Origin of the sequence: Sphingomonas sp. PvP055 (assembly GCF_040546365.1) — a bacterium.
Taxonomy (GTDB): domain Bacteria; phylum Pseudomonadota; class Alphaproteobacteria; order Sphingomonadales; family Sphingomonadaceae; genus Sphingomonas; species Sphingomonas echinoides_A.
In genome coordinates this window covers 1210626-1226405 of the sequence record NZ_JBEPNS010000001.1, presented here as the reverse complement: position 1 = coordinate 1226405, position 15780 = coordinate 1210626, and the positions used below count along the sequence as shown (strand labels likewise).

14 protein-coding genes are annotated in these 15780 nt (G+C 64.4%); 5 read left to right on the top strand and 9 right to left on the bottom strand.

Translation table 11 applies throughout. From position 1 onward, the window contains the following. Positions 1 to 74 precede the first annotated feature (74 nt). Positions 75 to 671, bottom strand: coding sequence for an HD domain-containing protein (locus ABIC16_RS05945; protein WP_502958340.1), 597 nt, complete (start codon positions 669 to 671; stop codon positions 75 to 77). A 113-nt stretch (positions 672 to 784) separates the two neighbouring features. Between ABIC16_RS05945 and ABIC16_RS05940 the strand changes: the two genes are divergently transcribed. Both ABIC16_RS05940 and ABIC16_RS05935 read left to right on the top strand, forming a co-directional pair. Then, on the top strand, positions 785 to 1909 hold the full coding sequence (locus ABIC16_RS05940; RefSeq protein WP_354290403.1) for a sensor histidine kinase: 1125 nt from the start codon (positions 785 to 787) through the stop codon (positions 1907 to 1909). After that, the gene (locus ABIC16_RS05935; RefSeq protein ID WP_277970619.1) at positions 1906 to 2706 is read left to right on the top strand and encodes a LytR/AlgR family response regulator transcription factor; all 801 of its coding nucleotides are present in this window, start codon (positions 1906 to 1908) and stop codon (positions 2704 to 2706) included. Before ABIC16_RS05940 ends, ABIC16_RS05935 begins: the two co-directional genes overlap by 4 nt. Before the next feature lie 127 nt (positions 2707 to 2833). Here the strand turns inward: ABIC16_RS05935 and ABIC16_RS05930 are convergent, their stop codons facing one another. After that, on the bottom strand, positions 2834 to 4051 hold the full coding sequence (locus tag ABIC16_RS05930; RefSeq protein WP_354290402.1) for a carbohydrate porin: 1218 nt from the start codon (positions 4049 to 4051) through the stop codon (positions 2834 to 2836). A 109-nt stretch (positions 4052 to 4160) separates the two neighbouring features. Between ABIC16_RS05930 and ABIC16_RS05925 the strand changes: the two genes are divergently transcribed. Continuing rightward, positions 4161 to 5897, top strand: coding sequence for a methyl-accepting chemotaxis protein (locus tag ABIC16_RS05925; protein WP_354290401.1), 1737 nt, complete (start codon positions 4161 to 4163; stop codon positions 5895 to 5897). Between the two features lie 18 nt (positions 5898 to 5915). Here ABIC16_RS05925 and ABIC16_RS05920 read toward each other — a convergent pair whose 3' ends face one another. Then, positions 5916 to 6218 (bottom strand): DUF3297 family protein, encoded by a 303-nt coding sequence (locus tag ABIC16_RS05920; protein WP_502958285.1) that lies wholly within the window; start codon positions 6216 to 6218, stop codon positions 5916 to 5918. 88 nt (positions 6219 to 6306) lie between these two features. Then, positions 6307 to 6741 carry a hypothetical protein gene (locus ABIC16_RS05915; protein ID WP_277970615.1) on the bottom strand — a complete coding sequence of 145 codons (435 nt, stop codon included), beginning with the start codon at positions 6739 to 6741 and terminating at the stop codon, positions 6307 to 6309. Positions 6742 to 6988: 247 nt separating this feature from the next. On the opposite strand from ABIC16_RS05915, the gene ABIC16_RS05910 reads away from it, so the two are divergent. Further along, complete coding sequence (locus ABIC16_RS05910) at positions 6989 to 7180, top strand: hypothetical protein (RefSeq protein WP_277970614.1); 192 nt, start codon at positions 6989 to 6991, stop codon at positions 7178 to 7180. Positions 7181 to 7210: 30 nt separating this feature from the next. On the opposite strand, the gene ABIC16_RS05905 is transcribed toward ABIC16_RS05910, so the two are convergent. Continuing rightward, complete coding sequence (locus ABIC16_RS05905) at positions 7211 to 7531, bottom strand: hypothetical protein (RefSeq protein WP_277970613.1); 321 nt, start codon at positions 7529 to 7531, stop codon at positions 7211 to 7213. Positions 7532 to 7742: 211 nt separating this feature from the next. On the opposite strand from ABIC16_RS05905, the gene ABIC16_RS05900 reads away from it, so the two are divergent. Continuing rightward, positions 7743 to 9506 carry an aspartyl protease family protein gene (locus tag ABIC16_RS05900; protein ID WP_354290400.1) on the top strand — a complete coding sequence of 588 codons (1764 nt, stop codon included), beginning with the start codon at positions 7743 to 7745 and terminating at the stop codon, positions 9504 to 9506. Between the two features lie 63 nt (positions 9507 to 9569). Here the strand turns inward: ABIC16_RS05900 and ABIC16_RS05895 are convergent, their stop codons facing one another. The 4 genes from ABIC16_RS05895 to ABIC16_RS05880 form a co-directional block, all read right to left on the bottom strand. Continuing rightward, the gene (locus ABIC16_RS05895; protein WP_502958284.1) at positions 9570 to 12419 is read right to left on the bottom strand and encodes a TonB-dependent receptor domain-containing protein; all 2850 of its coding nucleotides are present in this window, start codon (positions 12417 to 12419) and stop codon (positions 9570 to 9572) included. Positions 12420 to 12615: 196 nt separating this feature from the next. Then, positions 12616 to 13707 carry a hypothetical protein gene (locus tag ABIC16_RS05890; protein ID WP_354290398.1) on the bottom strand — a complete coding sequence of 364 codons (1092 nt, stop codon included), beginning with the start codon at positions 13705 to 13707 and terminating at the stop codon, positions 12616 to 12618. Between the two features lie 98 nt (positions 13708 to 13805). Beyond that, positions 13806 to 14645, bottom strand: a complete 840-nt coding sequence (locus tag ABIC16_RS05885) for a DUF1828 domain-containing protein (protein WP_354290397.1) — start codon at positions 14643 to 14645, stop codon at positions 13806 to 13808. A gap of 747 nt (positions 14646 to 15392) precedes the next feature. Continuing rightward, a complete protein-coding gene (locus tag ABIC16_RS05880) occupies positions 15393 to 15653 on the bottom strand; it encodes a type II toxin-antitoxin system Phd/YefM family antitoxin (protein ID WP_354290396.1) in 261 nt (86 codons plus the stop codon). Positions 15654 to 15780 lie beyond the last annotated feature (127 nt).

Here is a 15780-nt window from a genome sequence, read left to right as displayed (position 1 = left end):
GCGAGTCCGGACCGTGCCTGTTGCGTGGTGGATGCTGAAACGAGTTCAGCATGACGGCAGATTTTGGGGATGTTCTAACCCCCAGCCCCAACTGCCGCAGCCGCAGCCTTCGCATAGATCGAGTTGATCGGCCGCGAGAACACCCGCCCCACCATCGGCTCGAAGAACGCCAGCGGCGCACTCTCGAACGCCGGGTCGAACGCCGCCTGGTCGTATTTCTCGCAAAACTCGGCACACGCCTCGAAATGCGGGTGCCCGCGATACGCCTCGCGCAAGTCGCGATCCGCGCCGATGTAGTGGAAGAAATAATAGCCCTGGAAAACGCCATGCGTGTTGGCGATCCAGTGCAACTCCTCCGACACGAACGGCCGCAGCATCGCCGCCGCGATCTCGGGATGGTTGTACGTCCCCAGCGTGTCGCCGATGTCGTGCAACAGCGCCATCACGACATACGCCTCGTCGCGCCCGTCGCGATGCGCGCGCGTCGCGGTCTGCAACGAATGCTCGAGCCGGTCGACCGGGAACCCGCCATAATCGCCGTCGAGCAGCTTGAGATGCGTCAGCACCCGCCCCGGCAACGTCTTCGCGAAATCACCGAAATGCGCGCCGATGATGCGCCAGTCGGCCTGGGTTCCGTGCTCCATCGCGGTGAACTGTGCACGGTCGGGCATGTCGTTCATGGCAACCTCTCCACTCGGCCCGGTCGCATCATAGCGTGCTCCTCGGGACCCCGCGATCATAGCGCGCTTTGCGCTTCCCGCCAGTGCGGGCTAGAACGCGCGCCATGCCGCTGACCACCAAGCCCACCCTCTTCTCGCGGCCGTTCTTCGAGGACAAGAGCCGCGCCTTCTGGACGCTGCAGGCGGCCGGCTGGACCGGCTACCTCATCCTCCGCGGCGTCTCGAGCATCTCGAACGCGAGCGAGCTGTCGGTGCTCATCCCGGTCGTGATCGAATCGATCGTCGGCTACAGCATCACGCTGCTGCTCTCGACGCTGTACCAGATGTACCGCCGCCAGCCGCGGCTCGCGATGGCGCTGCTGACGATCGTCACGCTCGCGATCGCGACGTTGCTCTATTCGGTGCTCGACGCCTTCTCCTTCTCGTTCATCAAGCTGTCGACCCCCGGCCTGACGGTCAGCCTCGTGCTGGGGACGATCTTCCTCAACTTCACCGTGCTCGCCGGCTGGACTGCGCTGTATTTCGGGATCAACTTCTACCTGATCGTCGAGGAACAGATCGACCAGCTCGCCACGCTCGAGAACACCGCGTCCTCGGCGCAGCTCGCGATGCTGCGCTATCAGCTCAACCCGCATTTCCTGTTCAACACGCTCAACTCGATCTCGACGCTGGTGCTGCTCAAGGAAACCGAGCGCGCGAACGCGATGCTCGGGCGGCTGTCGTCGTTCCTGCGCTACACGCTCGCCAACGAACCGACCGCGCACGTCACGGTGCAGCAGGAGTTCGAGACGCTGAAACTGTATCTCGAAATCGAGAAGATGCGCTTCGAGGAACGACTCCGTACAGAATTCGAGGTCGACCCGCGGGCGGCGCAAGCCCGGTTGCCGTCGCTGCTGTTGCAACCGCTCGTCGAGAATGCGATCAAATATGCGGTGACGCCGCAGGAAGACGGCGCCGACATCTCGGTCAGCGCGCGGCTCAACGGGGATCGGGTGCAGATCGTCGTATCCGACACCGGTCCCGGCTTGAACGAAGCGAAAACGCGGACAAGCGTTTCTCAGAGCCATCCCCTTTCCACTGGGGTCGGGCTTGCCAATATCAGGGAGAGACTGGCCCAGGCGTTTGGGCCGGATCACAAGTTCGAGACACGATCGATCCCGGGGGGCGGATTCGGGGTCGAAATTGAAATCCCGTTCCAGCTCGAGGAACCGAAGAAAGAGGCCGCATGACGATCCGAACCATCCTCGTCGACGACGAGAAACTCGCCACCCAGGGGCTTCAGCTCCGGCTGGCGGCGCATGAAGACATCGAGATCATCGACACCTGCCAGAACGGCCGCGAGGCGATCCGCAGCATCAAGACCCACAAGCCCGACCTCGTTTTCCTGGATATCCAGATGCCGGGGTTCGACGGCTTCTCGGTCGTCCAGGGGCTGATGGAGGTCGAGCCCCCCTTGTTCGTCTTCGTCACCGCTTATTCCGACCACGCGCTCAAAGCGTTCGAAACGGATGCCGTGGATTATCTGATGAAGCCGGTCGAGGAGAGCCGCCTCGCTGATACGCTCGACCGTGTCCGCCAGCGGCTTTCCGAAAAGCGCGGCGCGGTCGAGGTCGACCGGCTCAAGGAAGTGATCGCCGAGATCGCCCCCGACTCGGTCGAGAACCTCACCGACGGCGGCGAGCAGGTTTCCTCGAACCGCTTCGAGAAGCTCATCAACATCAAGGATCGCGGGCAGATCTTCCGGGTCGACGTCGACACGATCGAGCGGATCGATGCCGCCGGCGACTACATGTGCATCTACACCGGCGATAACACGCTGATCCTGCGCGAGACGATGAAGGATCTCGAAAAGCGCCTCGATCCGCGCCGGTTCCAGCGCGTCCATCGCTCGACGATCGTCAACCTCGACCTCGTCAAGGAAGTGAAGCCGCACACCAACGGCGAATGCTTCCTGGTGCTCCAGTCGAACGCGCAGGTGAAAGTCTCACGCAGCTACCGCGACGTCGTCGCACGCTTCGTCCACTAAGCAAAAAAGCCCCTCCCCTTCAGGAGTGGCGGGTGAACCGCACCCCGTGCGGTTCAGATCAGGCTGGGAGCCTGATCGACCCGCCACTGGGTTGGGGTGGGGCAGTCCAGCAAGCTGCCCCCCCCTTTTAAAACCCAGCAATCAACCGCAACCCCAGCACCAGCGTCCCGCGCTGCCCCGCCTCCGCATACGCCCGGCGGATGAATTGCAGGTCGGGCTGCACCGACAGCCACGGGGCGATGCGGTCCTGATAGCTGATCTCCAGCCCCGTCTCCGCATGCGACGCGTCGCTTCCCGCCACCTGCAGGGTCGCGCGAAAACACGATGACAGCACGCCTTGCGCAATGCCGAAGGCGAACTGCCCCGCGGGCCGCCCCGCGACATACCCCCGCAACAGCACGCCCGTCTGGAAGCCGCCCTGGAACGGCGTCGTCCGCCCTTCGGAAATGCCTGCCCGCAGGAACACGTCGACCCCGCGCGCATCGTCGCCCGCAACACGCTGGTCGATCAGCAGATACGCCCCCGTCGCGATGCGGCGGAGCGGGACACCGGCGGCGTCCAGCGCGAACAGGTCGTCCTGTCGCCGCGTATAGCGCCACGCCCCCACCGCCAGCTTCCCGCCACGAGTCGTCCCGGCCTCCGCGATCAGCAACGCGCCATCGCGCATCGAGAGATCGATCCCCGCCGCATCGCCGATCACCCCTGCACGCGCATCGACGACCGCGGCGCGGACATAGCCGGTGGCGCCCACTGCGACGTTGAGCCGTACGGTCAATGCGGTCGAGGGGAAGATCGACGGTCCATTGGGTCCGGTCGCGGCGAGTTCGGACCCGACCCCGAACGCCGGGGCGATCAACAGCCCGGCCGCATCGTTCTGGTAGAATTCGGCATTGAGGTCCGACAGGCCTACCAGCAGCCCGACCCGGCCACCCGCGAACGTCTGCTCGATCCAGGCTTCGTACAGCTTGGTCCGGCCCTCGGTCACTTCGATATTGTCGATCCCCTGCAGGGTTCCTGCCAGCGTGTTGATCGCGCGCCCGTGGTTGCTCAGCAGGTGGACGTGCGCACGGGCGCCGCCCCACCCGATCAGTCGGTCCAGATCAGCCTCGGCGGTCAGTTCGGCATTGCCGAGCACCCCGACCCCGCGCCGTTCGCCACCATCGGCCACGCCGATCATGTCGAGGATGTATTTGCCCTCCAGCGTGATCGTTCGCTCCACCGCGGCAACCGCGGGCGCCGGTATGTCCGCGATTACCGTCTGCGCAAAAGCGGGACCGGACCACGCTGCCCCCAATGCGAGCACCGCCGCAACGCCGCGAGACCGGGACCTGACCATTAAATTCATCGACCGTCCTCCGCCTCGGGCTTTTTCCGATATTATAGGAAGGAGATGAGCCAGTGTTCGAACGAGGTCGTAAATGTCAGGATCAACAAGTACCGCCTCGCGCCCAGACATGTCGCTCAGCCGCGCCCTCCGCTTCGCAGGGTTTGCACTCGTCGGCCTGATGACATTTTCCGGGGGTACCGGGATCGGTGCAGCGTGGATGCAGTCCGCCGCCCTTCGGCAGCAGACGGAAGCGTCGGCGCTGTTCGCCAACCACGAGCGCGCAGACATGATGCACGACGCGATCCGAAGCGACGTGCTCGCCGCCTTCCAATCGGTCGAAGCCGGCAGCGACATCAAATATGATGACATCCTGAAGGACGTGCGCGCGCATGTCACCGATCTGCAAAGCGGCATCGCCGCTGATGCGGCCTACGACGGCTCACCGGATGTCGTCGCGGTCACGTCCAAACTGGCCGTTCCGATGAAGGCCTATGTCGATGCGGCAATCGAAATTATTGGAAAAATAAAGGAGGACCCCGCAACGGCAAAACGCATGTTGCCGGGCTTTTTCGAGCAGTTCCGTACCCTCGAAGGGTCGATGGGGGCCGCCTCCGACGCGATCGACAGCAACAGCAAGATCTCCGCGCGAAATGGCGAGCGGATCGGGCTGATCGCGATCGTGTCGCTCTTCGTGGCGCTCGCGCTTGGGATTGCCGGGATGATCGGCTTCGTGAAGCTCTCGGTTCGGAAGGTCGTTCGCCCGATCGAGGGCCTTGCCGCAACCATGCGGGAATTGGGGTCGGGCAATTTGGCGGCAGAAGTGACCGGGGCGGAGCGCGGCGACGAACTCGGCGACATGGCCAAGGCAATGCTCGCCTTTCGCAACCAGTTACAGGCGGCCGAAGCATCGAAGCAGGCGCAAGCCGCGCTGATCGTCGAGAGCATCGGCACCGGGCTCACTGCGCTCGCCGCGGGCGACCTGACCGCCGAAGTCACCGCCGATCTCCAGGCGCCGTTCACCGCGCTCAAGCTCAGCTTCAACACCGCGGTGCAAAGCCTGCGTGGTTTGATCGGGTCGGTCAGCAGCAGCACCGCCACGATCCGCACCGGATCGAACGAGATCGCGCACGCCAGCGAGGATCTGGCGCGGCGTACAGAAAGCAACGCCGCCAGCCTGGAACAGACCTCCGCCGCGATCACGCAGATGGACCAGCGTTTGCAGGCGACCGCGATTGCAGCGGGGCGCACGGTCGAACGCGCGGACGGCGCGATGACGACAGTCGCGGGCGGCCGCGGGATCGCCGACGAAGCCGTTCAGGCGATGACGCGAGTCAGCGAAAGCGCAAAGGGCATCGACACCGTGATCGAAGGGCTCGACAAGATCGCGTTCCAGACCCGCGTCCTGGCGATGAACGCCGCGGTCGAGGCGGGTCGCGCCGGACAGGCGGGCAACGGCTTTGCGGTCGTCGCCGATCTCGTCTCCGCGCTGGCCAAGCGCGCCGAGGAAGAGGCGGGTCGTGCGCGCGAGCAACTCACCGCCACCCAAACCGACATCGGCACCGCCGTCGAACGAGTCCAGCGCGTCGACGGCGCGCTGCTCAATATCGCGAAGGACGTCGGAGAGGTGCACACGCTGCTCGCCAACATCGCGGTCGACAATCAGGCACAGTCGACCGCGATCACCGAGGTGTCCGCTGCGGTCAACGCGATGGACAAGGCAACGCAGCAGAATGCCGCGATGGTCGAACAAACCTCCGCCGCGGCGCGCAGCCTGACGTCGGAAGTCGCCGCACTCGCGCAGCAGGCGGCAAAGTTCATCGTCATCGGCGGGACGGCAGCACCCCGAACCCGCCTGGCGGCCTGAGCCGGGACGCGGCGGGCGTCAGCCCGCTTCGGACGCATCCTGGGAAGGCGCATCGCCCTCAGCGGGGCGTTCGAACCAGGCTTCGACCTCGCCCGACAGCTTCAGCGTCAGGGGTTGCCCGTGCCGGTCGACCTTCTTGCCGAGCGCGACGCGGATCCAGCCTTCCGACCGGCAATATTCCTCGACGTCGGTGCGCTCGGCACCCTTGAAGCGGATCCCGATCCCGCGCGACAGCGTGTCCTCGTCGAAGAACGGGCTGCGCGGGTTGGAGGAGAGGCGGTCTGGGGGAAGATCGGTATCGGTCATGATGACCGCGCTCATGACGCAAAACGGCGCAATATGCCAGACACGAAAACGGCGCGGTCCACAGACCGCGCCGTTCGCGCATTCGAGCCGGAGTGCGCTGCGATCAATCGCAGACGCGCACCCGGACATAATCGTCGTAATAGCGGTCGTAACGCCGCTCGACCCAGCACCGGCCCCAGTCGCGCTGCGACCGATAGGCGTAATAGCCGTCATTCGGGTAATAGCCGTGGCTGCGGTAATAGCCGTCGTCATAATAAGGCTGGTACCCGCGCTGGCGGTAATAATCGTCGCGGTAGCGGTCGTTGCGGTTCGCGGTCAGCGCCGCACCGATCGCCAGCCCGGCGATCCCGGCAACGACGGCGGTGCCCGCGCCGTTGTTATACCCGCGATAGCCACCGTGGTAGCCGCCGCCATACCCATAGCCATAACCGCGTCCATAGCCGCCGCGCCAGCGCTGCGCATCCGCGGGGGCCGCTGCGGTCAGTGCCGTCGCGGCAAGCGCGAAGCCGAGACCGACTTTCTTCAACAAGCTGTTCATGTCCAATCTCCTCAATCCAGCAGGCCCTGTGGTCGTCAAACGCATGGGGGGCTAGCGTGTTGCAGGATATGCCGCCTACCGCCTGAACTGACGCGGAATACGGTGTTTAGCGCGCGTTCACCTTTCGCCGCAAAGCGCCCTGCAACGCGGTGCGATCGTACGAGCGATCCATCGGACCGGGATGCTGGTGGAGCCCTGTCCGCAACCCCGCGTTTCGGGTACAGTCGTCCAAGAAGTGGAGTCCCGGATGTTCGTCGATTTCCAGAATGGCTGGCCCCCGCCGGAGCCGTGGACTCCCAAACCCCCGCCCCGGCGCATGACCAAGCGGGCGGAGAAGCTCACCACCTGGATCATCGGGTTCAACCTGCTGATGCTGCTGATCGGCCCGCTGGCGGGCGCGACGCTGTTCGATGCGGTGCGGGTGTTCTGGCACGGGTGAAACCCGCCGGATGATACGACGGATAGGGCCTCAGTTGCCCTCGGCGTCCACCGTAAAGACCATCGGCTTGCCGCGTGACGTCGGCTCCCACCCCGCGACCAGCGCCGCCCGCACGCAGCGCGAGACGGTCGGGTCGTCGATCTGGAGTCGCCCGCGCGGCAGCCCCTTGAGCAGCCGCTTGGGGGCGGGGAATTCCATCAGCGCCTCGCGCCGACAGTCTTGCTCCAGCAAGGAAATCGTCATTCCCTTCCAGCCGTCGGCATCCGACCATTGCGGCTCCCGCTCGAGGCGCCAATCATAAAGGGTACCATCGACGGTGACGGTCCCGGCATTGCTGCGGATGTTAGACATGACGGTGCCCTTAGCATGCCTGCGGTCGCATGCCACGCCTTCGACAAATGCCCGGCCGGCCGGCGGACCTTCGTCCCGACCGAAACGCGGTAACGACCTCGCACGCTTGCGATCGTGCCCCCTTCCCCGGCGCGCTGTTTCATGGTGATGTTGCACAGCGAATGCGTCAGGGGAACGATCGACGCGCAGCGGCGGGATCAAGGGGAAAGCCATGAATCGTTGGAGTTTTATCAAGGCGTTCATGGCGGGCGCAGTGCTGTCACCCGGGGCGGCGCAGGCGGCGCAAGGCGAGTGCCGCCTCGCCCGCTTTCTCACGATCCCTGTCACGATGGAGGGCCGCCGCCCGATGGTCACCGCGCAGATCGCGGGGCGCGACGCGCGATTCATCCTGGATAGCGGCGCGTTCTTCAGCACGATCGCCCCGGCCAACGCCGCCGAATTCGGCCTCACCATCCGCGATGTCGCGCCCGGCGCGCAAATGACCGGGATCGGCGGGACGACCGCGCTACGGCAGACGACGGCCCGCGACTTCACGATCGGCGGACAGACCTTGCCGCAATTGGTGTTCGCGGTCGGCGGAACCGATACCGGGCGGACCGGGCTGATCGGACAGAACATCCTCGGCCTCGCTGATGCGGATTATGATCTTCCCCATGGGATCGTCCACCTGACCAAAGCGAGCGGGTGCCGCAACGGCGGCGTGACCTATTGGGTCGGCAGCAAACCCTTCACGATCGTACCGCTGATGCCGACCAGCGTGACGCAGCGCCATACGATCGGGACGATCACCGTCAACGGCGTCAAGATGAAGGCGATGTTCGATACCGGAGCCCAGAGGTCCTACCTCGCTCTGTCCGCGGCGCGGCGGATCGGCCTTACCCCGCAGACTCCCGGCGTCGTCGAGTCGAACTTCGCTTACGGTCTCGGCACCGGGCGAAGGCGGGCGTGGACCGCCCGCCTGGCGACGATCGATTTCGGCGGCGAGGCGATCGCCAAACCGTCGATCGATATCATCGATGAGGATCTGTTCGGTGTCGACATGCTCATCGGGGTCGACTTCTTCCTGACCCATCATCTCTATGTCGATAACACCAACCACCGCATGTACATCACCTACGAAGGCGGCCCGTTGTTCGGGATCAATCCGAAAGGGGCGTTCGACAATACCGGCAAGCCGTTGGACCTGAGCGACACCGCACCCGTGCCGACCGACGCCGCCGAATTCAGCCGGCGCGGCGCCCTGCTCGCCAGCCGTCGCGATTTCACCGGCGCGCTCGCCGATTTCGACAAGGCGGTCGCGCTCGCGCCGAAGCAGGCCGAGTATCGGATCCAGCGCGGGATCGCGCATTTGAACAACAGTCAGATGCTGCTCGGCGCGAGCGACCTGGACGCCGCGATCCTGCTCGCGCCCGGCAATGCCGACGCGCGTCTGGCGCGCGCGCGGTTGCGGATGGAATCCCGCGATCCCAAGGGCGCACGCGAGGATCTGGAAGCAGCCGACGCCGCGCTCGCCCCCGCCTCGGACGCCCGCTTGCAGCTTGCCGGGCTGTACACCGAAGTCGGTGCCGCGGATCGCGCGGTGCCAAGCTTCGACGCGTGGCTCAAGTTCCACCCCGAGGACAGCGGCCGCGCGCGTGCGCTCAACGGTCGATGCTGGGCCAGCGCGCTCGGCAATCAGGATCTCGATCGCGCGCTCGCGGATTGCAACGCCGCCTTGCGGATCCGCAGCGGCGACCCGTCCTATCTCGACAGCCGCGCGCTGGTCTATTTCCGTCGCGGCGAAACCGACAAGGCGATCGCCGACTATGACCGCGTCCTCGCCGCGCAACCGCGCAACGCCTGGTCCCGCTTCATGCGCGGGCTGGTGTTCCAGCGCACCGGGCAAACCGCCAAAGCCAACGCCGATCGCACCGCCGCGCTGGCGATCGAGCCCGACGTGGCCGACCGTGCCAGACACTATCACCTGACCGGGTGATCGCGGGATGCTTCTTCGTCACCCGGGGGCTGCCCCCCGGGTGACGGATCAGACCCCCTGCGCTCAGAACCCGAACGACAGACGCGCATACCCGAACTGCCCCGGCAGATCGTAGGTCGTCGGGTCGAAGTTCGCGCTCTGGCAGGTGAAGCACGGCGGCGGTGCCTTGTTGAAGATGTTGTTGACCCCCAGCGTCAGCCGCCACCGGTAATCCATCCACGCCGGCGACAGATAGACCTGCGCATCGCCGTAGAAGGTCGCACCCATCGTGTGGATGCCGTCGCGTTCGTCGACCTTGCTGATGTAACGCCCGGTGAAGGATGCGCCATAACCCGGCGTCGACCAGTCGAGCGTCGCGTTGAACTTGAAGCGCGGATACGCCTGGTCCGGGCTCCCACGCTCGGTTCCGGCATATTCCTGGACCGGCGCGTTGAGGTCCGCCGGCGGCACGATGTTGTACTTGAGCAGATACGCGGCGTTGACCATCAGGCCGACCGTCCCACCGCGGACGTCCTTCGAGCGGAACAGGAACGTCCCGTCGAGCCCTTCGGTCTGGATCGCGTTGAGGTTGAGCAACCGCCCGTTGATCCCCCCGACTTGCCCGGCCGGCGTGCGGCGCACTGCGGCGCAGCTGACCGGATCGGCGTTGAAGGCGCAACGCGACAGCGTCAGTGACGCGGGCACCGAGTCGATCGCGTTGGTCAGGTCGATCTTGTAGTAATTGACCTCGAGGCTCAGCCCGCGCGAGAAGCCACGTCCCCAGGACGGGCTATAGACCCCGCCCGCGGTCCAGGTCTTTGCGGTTTCAGGGCGCAGCGCTGCGTTCCCCTGCGAGAACACGCCGAGCTGCCCGCCATTGGGTTCGATATAGCTGCCGTTCGCGGGCACCCCGTTGGCGATGCAGTTCGCGCGGACGGTGGCGTTGGTCTGGAACGATCCGCCTGGAGCGCTGGTGCACGGATCGTCGATCGTCGCGTCGAAGCGCGATGGTCCGGCGTAGAGTTCGCCGATGCTCGGCGCGCGCAGGCTCTCCGCGAACCCGCCGCGCAGTAGCAGGTCGGGGACCGGCTTCCACAGCCCGGAGGCGGTGAAGGTGGTGTTGCTCCCGAACGACGAATAGTTCGAATGCCGGACGGCGCCGTCCAGTTCGAGCCGGTTGAAGAACGGCACGTCCTTCAGGATCGGCACGCGCAATTCGCCGTAGATTTCATCGACGTTGAACCCGCCCCGCGCCGGGCTGGTCGGCACGTCCGCGCCGAGCCCGGCAACGATCAGCGGATCGGGATCATAGCTCGCATATTGGTCGCGATGCTCATAGCCGATCGCGACGCCGATCGGTCCCGCGGGCAGGTCGATCAGCTCGCCCGACAGGTTGGCGGTGAAGTCCCACAGCTGTTGAAGGCTCTTGTCGCGCTGGTCGAAGGTCACGTAGCGCAGCATTTCCGGCGTGATCGACCCCGCCCCGCCGATCGTCGCGCCGCCGAAGATGTTGAACGGCACGCACGCCCCGGTGCAATTCGCGACCGGGCCGAGCGCGCGTGCAAGGTTCGCCGCATTGACGTTCCCGGTGAACAACTGGTGCGCATCGTTGAGGCCATAGACGCCGTTGACGTCCCAGAACCACTTGTGCTCGCCGACATGGAACGACCCGTCGAACCCCATCGTCGCCGAGAAGGTATCGACATCCTGCGTGAACACGCGCTGCCCGCCCTCGACGAAGCGGCGGCGGATCGTCGAATAATTGGCCGGCGTCCCGTCCGCGCCCGAGGACAGCGTCACCCCGAACGGATTGAACGGGTTGGTCCGGTCGATCGAGATCGTGTCGAGCAGATTGCCGTTCCCCGCATCCGGCCCGACGAACAGCGGCAGGAACGCCGCCTGCGTCTGCGAGTGGCGATGCGTGTAGATCAGCTTGGTGCGGAAATTGACATTATCCGACAAAGCCTGCTTGAAGTTGAGGAACGCGCCATAGCGTTCGGACGGCGTCAGCAGATAGTTGAACGGCGCGAAGTTCCAGCTGTCGGTCGCCGAGGAGTAGCGGCGGAAGTCGCTCGGGAACACGCTGTTGCGGCCGATCACGGGGGCGTTGAGCGTATAGCTCCCGCCCAGCACGTCATACCGCCCGCCCGGCGTCGCGCTGGAGCAGCCGCCCGCCGCGCAGCTCGTCGCGCCCGGGGTCGGCCATTGCGAGATCTTGCGGTCGGCGGTGCTCACCCCGTCCTGCTTGGTGTAATTCCCGCCGAACACGACCGAGGTCCCGCTCGCCTTGTTCTGGACGCCGTAGCTCGCCTCGTAATTCTGCGTGTGCCCGTCGCCCTGGCGATAGGTGCCATATTGCGCCGATGCCTTGAGCCCGACCTGCGATTGTTTGGTGATGATGTTGACGACACCCGCCACCGCATCCGACCCGTAGAGCGGCGACGCACCCGACTGGAGCACTTCGATCCGCTCGATCATGTTGGTCGGCAGCGTGTTGAGATCGACCGAGGCGGGAATGCCCCCCGCCGCCGACCCGTTCACGAAGCGCAGGCCGTCGACCAGGATCAGCGTCCGCTTGGCGGCGAGATAGCGCAGGTCGACTTCCGCCGAACCCGAGCTCACCCCGGTGCCGTCGGGCGGCCCGCCGACGTTGCCCGCGTTGTTGACCTTGGTGTTGAGCCCGCCCGCCGCGCTCGGCAGCCGCTGGAGCACGTCCGCGACCGAGGTCAGCCCGGTCCGCGCGATCGACGTCTGGTCGACCGTGACGACGGGCTTGTCCGAATCGAGCGGGCTGCGGCGGATGCGCGACCCGGTGACGACGATGTCGTCGGCGGGCGCCGCGGTTTCGTCGGGTGTGGCGACCTGCGCCTGTGCAGGTGCAGCGGCAATCGCCGCGAGGAGGACGAGCGCACTCGTCCCGAGAAGGTGTTTCACCGTAGGCTCGTGCATGACATGTTTCCCCTGTTCACGCTTCCGAGACATCATCCCCCAATGTCATGGGCAATTTTGAAACGATGTTGCGACGCGGAACAAGGGTTAATGACATATGAACGTTTTTTGACGGTGGACTGTGGTCCGGAAGTAACACTGTCCGAAAGGACGAGCCCCCACGCCCCCGCAGGAGCGCCCGTCACGCAGGGTCGGAGGCGTCGTCCTCGCGCTGCGGCGGCGGAGCGTCGGGCAAGTCCACCCCCGCGCACGACCACGGCAGTTCGTGCACGAAGCGCGGGTCCATCCCCGTCCCGTCGTTGAGCGTCCCGTCGGGCCACAGCGTCTCGTCGAACTGCGCGGCATCGCCGAACGCGTCCGCCGGGTCGCGCTCATAGGTCGGTTCGAGCTGCCCCCAATGCTGCTCGTCGAGCCAGCCGATCTTGACCAGCCCGCCCCGCCCGTCCGCGAGCTTCTGCGCGATCGCATCGTCGCCCCCCGCCGCGATCACCGCATCCGCCGCGCGCCGCCGCGCCGCGCAATCCTCGACCGCCGCGGTGATCGCAGCGGCGGCGGTAGCATCGAGCGTCACCCCGTCGAACGCGTCGAGCGTCGCCGCGAGCGTATCCTGCCGCGCGGCCTGCGCGTGCGCGTCCGACCCGGCGGCATCCCCCGCCGCGTCGCAGCGATCCGCGGCCCCGCCAGTCGCCACCGAGAGTCGCCCGCGCGTGACCGTCCGGATCGTCGCGGAGGCCTGCGCCACCGCCGTCGCCGCTCCATCCCCCTCAGCACCGGCTGCGTCGCCCCCGGTGCGCGCGCCAGCGCCCGCCCCCGCCCCTGCCCCTGCCATCGCGGCGGCGCTGTAATAAGCGATGGTGGTGCGCCGCCCCTCGGCGTCATGGCCATAGTGGCGCAGGCAGAACATCAGCAGCGCGTCATTGGTCTTGCGGCGATAGCCCATCAGCCGCCCGCCGACGAACACCGGCACCTGATACCCCTCGATCGCGCGTTCGAACGCAATGTCCTTCAGCCGCTGCAACCCGAAGTCGAGCGCGGCATCCCACGCGCGGCGGAATTCCTCCGCACCGGGCGCGCGGCGCAGCGTGTAGCAATTGGCCTGCGCCATGTTGACCATCGCGGCGGCGCGGCTGACGCAGCCGGTATCGGCGAGCGCCTCGATGAACGCCTTCTGCCGCTCGGGCGTCCAGCCATCATGCCGGTATTTGCGCGGCACGGGCGCGAACTCGGGAAGATCCGGCCGATCGCTGCGCGCGACGGGGGTGCGGTTCTGCATGGCGCTGCCTCCTGTTGGGGTGGTGGCGTGCAGATTAGGCAGGATGGGGGTGTGTAGGACAGGGGTTTGTGCTTGGTTTGTTCTTTAGTATTGCTTGATTAAACATTGGCTCGCATCGGCAGATGTAACTCTCGGGCAATTCTCGTCATTGCCGCCTCTTCATCCCCCCGAAATATCGGCATTGGCAACGACCTGTTTTGTGCGCGTTGGAACCTCTTTCTACTGATAACTTTCATATCCGGCTCTTCGATCAAGGCTAGTATTGAAAAATCCTCACGGCCCTGCATTTGTTTCTCTTGAAACGCCAACAAGGCTTCGTTCAACTTGTCATTCGAGCTGATTAAATAGATTGCTCCAGGCCGAGCACCATCAACCATTGACGCGGGTTGAAGTACAATATCTGCAGGAAACTCCGCAAAGTCGTTCGCAACGACACCGTGATCCTTGATAGATATATTTGAGCCAAAGCGATGCAAGAGAGCTGATACAACATCTTCTCGAAACGTCGAATTTACCACCTCCCGCGTCACCAGTTCCAAGTCCCGAACTCGTATCAAAGAGGACAAGAACTCAATAGTTCGATTTGGCAAATCTTTAGCTGGAAAAGAACCAGATTTAATTTCAAAAGTTTCCCTATCCCAGTAGGCTTTGCCTTGCTCCAATATAGCATCTAGAAGTTGCCCCCTCGTACCTTCACCAATTGGTATATCGCGAGCAATGAGGTGCGCGAGATAATCACCATCGTCCTCAATTTGATAGCCGTCGGCAGTTTCCGACAAATAGAAGGTAATCTTGTCACCTGATGAATCGGAAAATGCGGAACTAACGGCATACCCGCTTGGAACAGGACGCACGTTTATTGCGCCGCAAAAGGCTGCGCATAGCGTTTTGGAAAAGTCTTCAGGGAGCATATGTAAATAGTGGGCCAGGTTGATCATCAATACGGTAGAACGACTTTGCTGCGGTCCAGAATGTCGACAGCGTCCACGCATTCTGGCGTCGATGCGTCATTGATGCTGGCGGAATTCGAACCAAACCGTTGATGCCAATAGGTCCGATCTCAATTCCGCCACGCTCGCAGTGCGCATGGACGTGCACGCCGGGATGACTTTCATGATGCTCGAATCTGGCTACGACAGAATGGTCCTCGCCGACTTTAACTAGCAACATTGATTTCCAGTTACCACGGTTGGGATTGCAGATTGCAACCATGGTGAACTCGTGCCCATCAACCGCAGCGCTCAAAGACCGCCACTGCCATCCAGCCCGAGAGGGACGAGATTTAGTGTAAATTGGGCAATGCCGTGGCGGCAAGTCTTTTACGGACCAAACGGCAGTATCTGCCGTTTGCCGCTTTTTTAGCGCTATAAGATGCCGAACCCGCAAATGCCGCCCCCCCTAACCATGGTAGCGTAGCACGCATTTTGAAACCTTCGAGCAAATTGATCCGAGACTGCAAATGAGAGCAGGACCCGGAGCCCGCAGGGACGCCGGTGAGTTCAACTGTCCGTTCGCGAGTCTGCTCTCAAACGTCTTTAATCGGCAGCTTCGCCGACGAAATTCCCCCGCGCTAGTTCGATTTCATTGAGCGGTTGCGCTGTCCGGTCAACTTAGGCGGGTGTCCGCCGCGAAAGTCCGGCTGTAGATGAATACTTACGCCAGAGCGTGGGTAGCGAGCAACAGCCTCAAAGCGGCTTGTCGCTCCTTAGATCGAGGCCGAGGTACTCGTCGAGCAAAGGGGCAAGCGCCTCGTCGCCGATGTCGCCCATTCGTCCTTTCATCGCCCCAAGTAACGGCTTCTTAGACACAGAGACTGCAATGCCCGTCCGCACCAGGCGGACGACCGGTTTCGCATCACGCTCGATAACGACGTCCTCGCCCGCTAGTACCCGTTGGATCAGGCGGGAGAGGTTTGTCTTGGCATTGTGGATGCTGACGATGGGCATGTGTTCGGTTTACACGAACAGGCCGCCCTCGCCAACGCGACGGGCATCTCAGGCCCGTCGTGGCAAAGCCACGCCGTCGGACCTCGCTTCGGGCGAGGCCGGCCGGACGGGGCGCCGGATGCACGCC

What these genes read in the sequence shown, in the direction of transcription:
- ABIC16_RS05945 (WP_502958340.1), bottom strand. Translation starts at nt 671, where the DNA reads ATGCCCGACCGTGCACAGTTCACCGCGATGGAGCACGGAACCCAGGCC.
- ABIC16_RS05940 (WP_354290403.1), top strand. Translation starts at nt 785, where the DNA reads ATGCCGCTGACCACCAAGCCCACCCTCTTCTCGCGGCCGTTCTTCGAG.
- ABIC16_RS05935 (WP_277970619.1), top strand. Translation starts at nt 1,906, where the DNA reads ATGACGATCCGAACCATCCTCGTCGACGACGAGAAACTCGCCACCCAG.
- ABIC16_RS05930 (WP_354290402.1), bottom strand. Translation starts at nt 4,051, where the DNA reads ATGAATTTAATGGTCAGGTCCCGGTCTCGCGGCGTTGCGGCGGTGCTC.
- ABIC16_RS05925 (WP_354290401.1), top strand. Translation starts at nt 4,161, where the DNA reads ATGTCGCTCAGCCGCGCCCTCCGCTTCGCAGGGTTTGCACTCGTCGGC.
- ABIC16_RS05920 (WP_502958285.1), bottom strand. Translation starts at nt 6,218, where the DNA reads ATGAGCGCGGTCATCATGACCGATACCGATCTTCCCCCAGACCGCCTC.
- ABIC16_RS05915 (WP_277970615.1), bottom strand. Translation starts at nt 6,741, where the DNA reads ATGAACAGCTTGTTGAAGAAAGTCGGTCTCGGCTTCGCGCTTGCCGCG.
- ABIC16_RS05910 (WP_277970614.1), top strand. Translation starts at nt 6,989, where the DNA reads ATGTTCGTCGATTTCCAGAATGGCTGGCCCCCGCCGGAGCCGTGGACT.
- ABIC16_RS05905 (WP_277970613.1), bottom strand. Translation starts at nt 7,531, where the DNA reads ATGTCTAACATCCGCAGCAATGCCGGGACCGTCACCGTCGATGGTACC.
- ABIC16_RS05900 (WP_354290400.1), top strand. Translation starts at nt 7,743, where the DNA reads ATGAATCGTTGGAGTTTTATCAAGGCGTTCATGGCGGGCGCAGTGCTG.
- ABIC16_RS05890 (WP_354290398.1), bottom strand. Translation starts at nt 13,707, where the DNA reads ATGCAGAACCGCACCCCCGTCGCGCGCAGCGATCGGCCGGATCTTCCC.
- ABIC16_RS05885 (WP_354290397.1), bottom strand. Translation starts at nt 14,645, where the DNA reads ATGATCAACCTGGCCCACTATTTACATATGCTCCCTGAAGACTTTTCC.
- ABIC16_RS05880 (WP_354290396.1), bottom strand. Translation starts at nt 15,653, where the DNA reads ATGCCCATCGTCAGCATCCACAATGCCAAGACAAACCTCTCCCGCCTG.